Raw genomic sequence first — 6,059 nt, 5'->3', positions numbered from 1 at the left:
GCACCGACCCCGCACCGCAGCCTGCTGCCCCCTCGCGACGGCCGCGACTCCAGCCCCGTCGCACGGGCCGACGCCGGGCGTCCCGGGCCGGTCGGCCCCCGGCCTGGCGCACCCGCCCCGTCCGCCCAATCGGCGATACGACACCAACGGCGACCCGTCGACCCATCACCGCCGCAACCCGCGCCCCACCCCGGCAACCGCCGTCGAACCGGGACCGGGCGCAAACCGAGCGCACGCGATCCGTCCGTCGCTCCGCCCCACGCCGGCCGGCCCGGCGGTGAGGCGACGTGCGGGGCCCGGTCACCTCTGGTCCGTCGCAGCCGCGGGGCGCCCCCCCCCCAGCCCGGGGCGGGGCCCGCAGCGGCGCGGGCGGGCCCGGGGGGGGCGGGGGGGGTTGGGGCGCCCCCCCGGGGGGGGGGGGGGGGGGGGGGGCCCGGGGGGGGGGGGGGGGGGGGCGTGTCGCCCCCCCCCACGGCGGCGAAGGCGCTTACAGGTCCCGTGTGAAGACGACCCGGGGCTGCCCCGGCCCGTTGTACTCCTCCTCGACCCGCACTTCGAAGCCCAGGCTGCGGTGGAAGGCGGCCGAGCCCTCGTTGCCGACGGTCGTGATCGCCTTGAGCCGGACCGCCCCCTGTCCGCGGGCCGCGTCCGCGAAGGCGGTGTACAGGGCGCGGCCCAGACCGGTGCCCCGGGTGTCGTCCCGGGTGGCGATCAGGTGGACGTAGCCGGTCCGGTCCGGGGTGACGAAGCCGATGACGTATCCGCGGATGCCGTCCTCGTCACGGGCGACCAGGCAGGTGGAGCCGAACTCGTGGACCAGCGCCGGGAGATGCAGCCCGCGCAGGTCGCGCCCGCCCCAGTAGCGGTCGTGGTCCGCGAGGACCTGCTGGATGTCCGTGACGTCGGCGGGGACGATGTGCGGGGCCATGGTGCCGATCATGTCAGGCCGGGTGCTTCACGATGCCGCCCGCTCGCCCCGCGCCTCGTCCGGACGGGTCGGCGACTGCGCCGTGCACCGCGTCACCGGCCATCCGGCGCTGTGGGCGTACGCCGACGCCGCCCGAGTTGCCGCGCGGCGGGCGGGAGGGTGCGCTGGAAGCCGGCCGACGTGTGCGGAAGGGAGCCGGATCCGATGGCGGACGAGCCACAGCCCGGGGCCGGCCGGATACCGGGGGCCGTGCCCGAGACGTTCGTGTTCGCCTGCGCGGACTGCGGCCACGTCTGGCAGGCGGTCTTCCAGGTGGTGTTCTTCACCGATCCGACCTCGCTGGACACCCAGGAGTACGTCGACGAGGCGGGCCGGGCGGTACGGTCGCCCCTCTCGGACGCGGTGTGCCCGCGCTGCGGTGGACGACGGGTCGAGGTGACGACCCCGGAACGCGCCGGCCGCGCCGCACTGCCGTCGCCGCCCCGCCCGGGACACGGCCGCCACCTGCGTCACCGTCGGCCGGGCCCGCCCGGAACGGGCGGCCGCCCGGCGTGAGCGCCCCCGCGCGGTGCGAGCGCCCCGCGCGGCCCCTCACCCGAACGGGCCTGGTGCACTGGTCGGCCGAGGTGACCGGTGGTGGCGTGGGAGGACGTACCGCGTCACCAGGAGGCCGCCGCGATGAACCGTCCGTCCCGTCCCGCACGAGTCCTCGCCCCGGCCCTGGCGGCAGGGGCGCTGCTCGCCACGGCATCCTGCTCGGGCGGCGGCGGGTCCCCGGAGGCCGCGTCCGTCACACCCGCGGCCGAGCGCCCGTCGTCCCCGTCCGCCACCCCCGCCCTGACCGGGCCCGGCGCGAAGGCCGCGCTGATCACCGCGGCCGACATCGAGGACGACTGGAGTCAGGCCAACAACGCGGCGACCTGGCGCAACGAGCTGCTCGTCGGCAAGGTCGACGTCGCCCAGTTCCTCAGCGGGAAGGCCAACGCCGCCGAGTGCCAGAAGCTGATCGACGGCATGTACTCCGACACCCTGCTGGGCCGGGCGACCGGGGCGTCGGCGCTCACCGGCTTCACCGCGGCCGACTACCGGCTGCTGTACCAGGTCGGCGACTACGGCAAGGACTCGCTCACGAAGTCCCTGGACTGGATCAAGTCCCTCCCGCAGAAGTGCGCGCAGTTCACCGTGACCGCCTCCGACGGCAGCAAGCGGACGGTCCAGGTCGTCGAGCTCCCCCTGCCCAAGGTGGGCGATGCCCGTCAGGGGCTGACGGTCACGGTGCAGGGCACGGCCGACGGGAACCCCGTCACGCTCACCCAGGACGTCACCGCGCTCCGCGTCGGCGCCTCCGGGGCCGCGCTCACCAACGGCGGCCCGTCGGGCGCCGATCACCCCAGCACCTTGATGGCGGTGGAGGCCGGAGCCCAGCGCCTGCAGGACGTCCTCTCCGGGAAGACCCCGACCTCGAATCCGAGCCAGTTCGACTGACCCTCCCCTGCGCGACCCTCCCCAGAGACTGCGGCATGTGACATAGTACTGGCGTGGGGAATCGACTGACCTGCGATGTCGTGGTGGTCGGGGCCGGGATGGTGGGCGCGGCCTGTGCGCTGTACGCGGCGCGGGCGGGACTCGGCGTGGTCGTGGTGGACCGCGGGCCCGTGGCCGGCGGCACCACCGGCGCCGGCGAGGGGAACCTGCTCGTCTCGGACAAGGAACCGGGCCCGGAGCTGGAACTCGCCCTGCTGTCGGGCCGGTTGTGGGCCGGGCTGGCGCGGGAGGCCGGGGACGCGATCGAGTACGAGCCCAAGGGCGGTGTCGTCGTCGCCGAAACCTCCGGAGGACTCTCCGCCCTCGAGAAGTTCGCGGCCGGTCAGCGGGCCGCCGGGGTCGAGGCGGAGACGGTGGACGAGGGCCGCCTCCACGAGCTGGAACCCCGCCTGAGGCCCGGCCTCACGGGCGGCGTGCGCTATCCGCAGGACGCCCAGGTCATGCCGGCCCTGGCCGCCGCCCACCTGGTGCGCGCCTCGGGCGCCCGCCTGCTCACCGGCCGGACCGTGACGGCGGTGTTGCGCACGCGGGGCGGGGAGGTGCTCGGCGTCCGCACGGACCACGGCGCGATCCACGCGCCGGCCGTGGTGAACGCCGCCGGGACCTGGGGCGGCGAGCTGGCCGCCCTGGCCGGCGTCCGGTTGCCGGTACTCCCCCGGCGCGGCTTCGTCCTGGTCACCGAGCCGCTGCCCCGGCTGATCCGGCACAAGGTCTACGCGGCGGACTACGTGGCCGACGTGGCGAGCGACTCGGCCGCGCTGAAGACCTCGCCGGTCGTCGAGGGCACCGCCGCGGGTCCGGTCCTGATCGGCGCGAGCCGCGAACGGGTCGGCTTCGACCGGTCGTTCTCGCTGCCGGCCGTACGGGCGCTGGCGGCCGGTGCGACCCGGCTGTTCCCGTTCCTGGCGCGGGTGCGCGCGCTGCGCACGTACGCGGGTTTCCGGCCCTATCTGCCCGACCACCTGCCCGCGATCGGCCCCGACCCGCGCGTGCCCGGACTGTTCCACGCGTGCGGGCACGAGGGCGCGGGCATCGGACTCGCCACCGGCACCGGGCATCTGATCGCGCAGGTGCTGAGCGGAGGAAGGCCGGAGCTGGACCTCGCGCCGTTCCGGCCGGAGCGATTCCACGGAGACGAGGTGAACAGCCGGTGAATCCGCTGGAGTTGGCCGGTGCCCGACCGGGGCCCGCCTTCACGGTCACCTTCGACGACCGGACGATCGAGGCACTGCCCGGCCAGACGGTCGCCGCCGCGCTGTGGGCGTCGGGTGTGACCGCATGGCGCACCACGCGTCGCGGCGGCCGTCCGCGCGGGGTCTTCTGCGGCATCGGAGTGTGCTTCGACTGCCTGGTGACCGTCAACGGCCGCCCGAACCAGCGGGCTTGCCTGGTTCCTCTGCGACCGGGCGACACGATCCGCACACAGGAGGGGACGGGCCACGATGGCTGAGCGACCGCGCCTCGCCGTGGTCGGGGCGGGCCCGGCGGGCCTCGCCGCCTCGCTGGCGGCGGCCGCGCGCGGAGTCCGGGTCACCGTCCTGGACGCCGCCGAAGAGGCGGGCGGGCAGTTCTACCGGCAGCCCGCCGTCGCGTTCGGCGCGCGCCGCCCGCGGGCCCTCCATCACGAGTGGCGGACCTGGGAGCGGCTGCGTGCCGGCCTCGATCTGCACATCGCGGCGGGCCGCCTGAACCATCTGACGGACCACCATGTCTGGTGCATGGAGCGGCACTCCGGATCCGCGTCCTTCACCGTCCACGCGCTGCGCGGCCCCGCCGAGGAGGAGGGTGTCGCGGTGCGCGCGGACGCCGTTCTGCTCGCCACCGGCGGTTACGAGAAGGTGCTGCCCTTCCCGGGCTGGACCCTCCCGGGAGTCGTCACCGCCGGCGGGGCGCAGGCCATGCTCAAGGGCGGGCTGGCGCTGCCGGGGCGCACCGCCGTCGTCGCCGGGACGGGGCCGCTGCTGCTGCCCGTGGCGACGGGGCTCGCGGCGGCCGGCGCGCGCGTGGCCGCGCTCGTCGAGTCCGCCTCCCCCGGTGCCCTCCTGCGGCGGCCGTACGCCCTGGCCGCGCAGCCCGGAAAGCTCGCCGAGGGCGCCGGGTACGCGGCCCGGCTGCTGCGCCACCGGGTACGCACCCTCGCCCGCCACGCCGTGCTCGAGGCGCACGGCGCGGACCGTCTGGAGGCGGTGACCGTCGCGGCGCTGGACGCGGACGGGCGGATCCGGCCCGCCGGCGCGCACCGCATCCGCTGCGACACCCTGGCCGTCGGGCACGGCATGCTGCCGCACACCGACCTGGCCGGGACGCTGGGCTGCCGGCTGAGCGGCACGGCCGTCGACGTGGACGAGGAGCAGCGCACCGACGTCCCCGGCGTCTGGGCGGCCGGGGAGGCCACCGGGATCGGCGGTGCGAGGCTCGCCCTCGCCGAGGGGCACATCGCCGGACGCTCGATCGCCGCACGCCTCCACGGCATCCGGCCCGATCCGCGCGCCTGGGCCGCCGCCGCCCGCGCCCGGACCCGGCTCCGGGCGTTCTCCGCGGCGCTCGAAGCGGCGTACGAACCGCCCGCGGGGTGGGCGGACCGGGTCACGGACGACACGGTCGTGTGCCGCTGCGAGGAGGTCACCGCCGCTGAGGTGCGGGCGTCCGTGGGCGGACTCGGCGCCGGGGACCTGCGCACCGTGAAGCTCCTCACCCGGGCCGGAATGGGCTGGTGCCAGGGCCGGATGTGCGGCCCCGCGGTCGCCGGGCTCACCGGGTGCCCGTTCGCTCCGACACGGCGACCGCTGGCCCGGCCGGTGCCCCTGGGGGTGCTCGCCGGGCAGGACGAGGAACCGCCGGGCTGAACGCCGGCCGTGTCCGGTGGCCTTCCGGTGACCTCCGGAGGTCAGTAATATGTCACACACTATTGGATTGGGGACCACTCATGACCCTCCCGGAGAGCCGCCCCTGGCGCGGTGTCCTGGTCGCCACCGCGATCCCGCTGCGCGAGGACCTCACCGTCGACTTCGACGCCTACGCCGAGCACTGCGCCTGGCTGGTCGGCAACGGCTGCGACGGTGTCGTACCGAACGGCTCGCTGGGCGAGTACCAGGTGCTCACCGCCGAGGAGCGCGCCGGGGTCGTCGAGACGGCCGTGGCCGCGATCGGCGGAGCGCGGGTGATGCCCGGCGTCGCCGCCTACGGCTCGGCCGAGGCCCGCCGCTGGGCCGAGCAGGCGGCCGAGGCGGGCTGCGCGTCCGTGATGCTGCTGCCGCCCAACTCCTACCGCGCCGACGAGCGGTCCGTGCTCGCCCACTACGCCGAGGTCGCGAGGGCGGGCCTGCCGGTGGTGGCGTACAACAACCCGATCGACACCAAGGTCGACCTCGTCCCCGAACTGCTCGCGAGGCTGCACGGCGAGGGGCACATCCACGGTGTGAAGGAGTTCTCGGGTGATGTCCGCCGCGCCTACCGGCTGGCCGAACTCGCCCCCGAGCGCGCGCGGTTGTTGGGGGCCGGCGACGGGGTGGGGGTACTGGGCGTGGGGGGGGGCCCCGGGGGGGGGGGGGGGGGGCCGCCGCCCCGGCCCGCCGCCCGCGCCCCG

7 protein-coding genes are annotated in these 6,059 nt (G+C 76.3%); 6 read left to right on the top strand and 1 reads right to left on the bottom strand.

Going from position 1 to position 6,059, the window contains the following annotated elements:
• Positions 1-487: 487 nt before the first annotated feature.
• On the bottom strand, positions 488-928 hold the full coding sequence (locus ACFW2E_RS39385; RefSeq protein ID WP_384474638.1) for a GNAT family N-acetyltransferase: 441 nt from the start codon (positions 926-928) through the stop codon (positions 488-490).
• A gap of 204 nt (positions 929-1,132) precedes the next feature.
• Between ACFW2E_RS39385 and ACFW2E_RS39380 the strand changes: the two genes are divergently transcribed.
• From ACFW2E_RS39380 to ACFW2E_RS39355, 6 genes are all read left to right on the top strand, one after another.
• Positions 1,133-1,483, top strand: coding sequence for a hypothetical protein (locus ACFW2E_RS39380; RefSeq protein WP_384474635.1), 351 nt, complete (start codon positions 1,133-1,135; stop codon positions 1,481-1,483).
• An 81-nt stretch (positions 1,484-1,564) separates the two neighbouring features.
• Positions 1,565-2,413, top strand: a complete 849-nt coding sequence (locus ACFW2E_RS39375) for a hypothetical protein (RefSeq protein ID WP_384474632.1) — start codon at positions 1,565-1,567, stop codon at positions 2,411-2,413.
• Positions 2,414-2,466: 53 nt separating this feature from the next.
• A complete protein-coding gene (locus ACFW2E_RS39370) occupies positions 2,467-3,627 on the top strand; it encodes an NAD(P)/FAD-dependent oxidoreductase (RefSeq protein WP_384474629.1) in 1,161 nt (386 codons plus the stop codon).
• Positions 3,624-3,923 carry a (2Fe-2S)-binding protein gene (locus ACFW2E_RS39365; RefSeq protein WP_384474626.1) on the top strand — a complete coding sequence of 100 codons (300 nt, stop codon included), beginning with the start codon at positions 3,624-3,626 and terminating at the stop codon, positions 3,921-3,923. Before ACFW2E_RS39370 ends, ACFW2E_RS39365 begins: the two co-directional genes overlap by 4 nt.
• Entirely contained in the window at positions 3,916-5,319 is a 1,404-nt protein-coding gene (locus ACFW2E_RS39360) for an NAD(P)/FAD-dependent oxidoreductase (protein ID WP_384474623.1), read from the top strand. Before ACFW2E_RS39365 ends, ACFW2E_RS39360 begins: the two co-directional genes overlap by 8 nt.
• An 80-nt stretch (positions 5,320-5,399) precedes the next feature.
• The coding region (locus ACFW2E_RS39355) for a dihydrodipicolinate synthase family protein (protein ID WP_384474621.1) at positions 5,400-6,059 on the top strand (660 nt) is incomplete at its 3' end.

The organism is Streptomyces sp. NPDC058964, from assembly GCF_042741275.1.
Lineage (GTDB): Bacteria > Actinomycetota > Actinomycetes > Streptomycetales > Streptomycetaceae > Streptomyces.
The sequence above is the reverse complement of the archived record's forward strand: the minus strand, read 5'-3'. Positions and strand labels throughout refer to the sequence as shown.

What these genes read in the sequence shown, in the direction of transcription:
- ACFW2E_RS39360 (WP_384474623.1), top strand. Translation starts at nt 3,916, where the DNA reads ATGGCTGAGCGACCGCGCCTCGCCGTGGTCGGGGCGGGCCCGGCGGGC.
- ACFW2E_RS39385 (WP_384474638.1), bottom strand. Translation starts at nt 928, where the DNA reads ATGGCCCCGCACATCGTCCCCGCCGACGTCACGGACATCCAGCAGGTC.
- ACFW2E_RS39380 (WP_384474635.1), top strand. Translation starts at nt 1,133, where the DNA reads ATGGCGGACGAGCCACAGCCCGGGGCCGGCCGGATACCGGGGGCCGTG.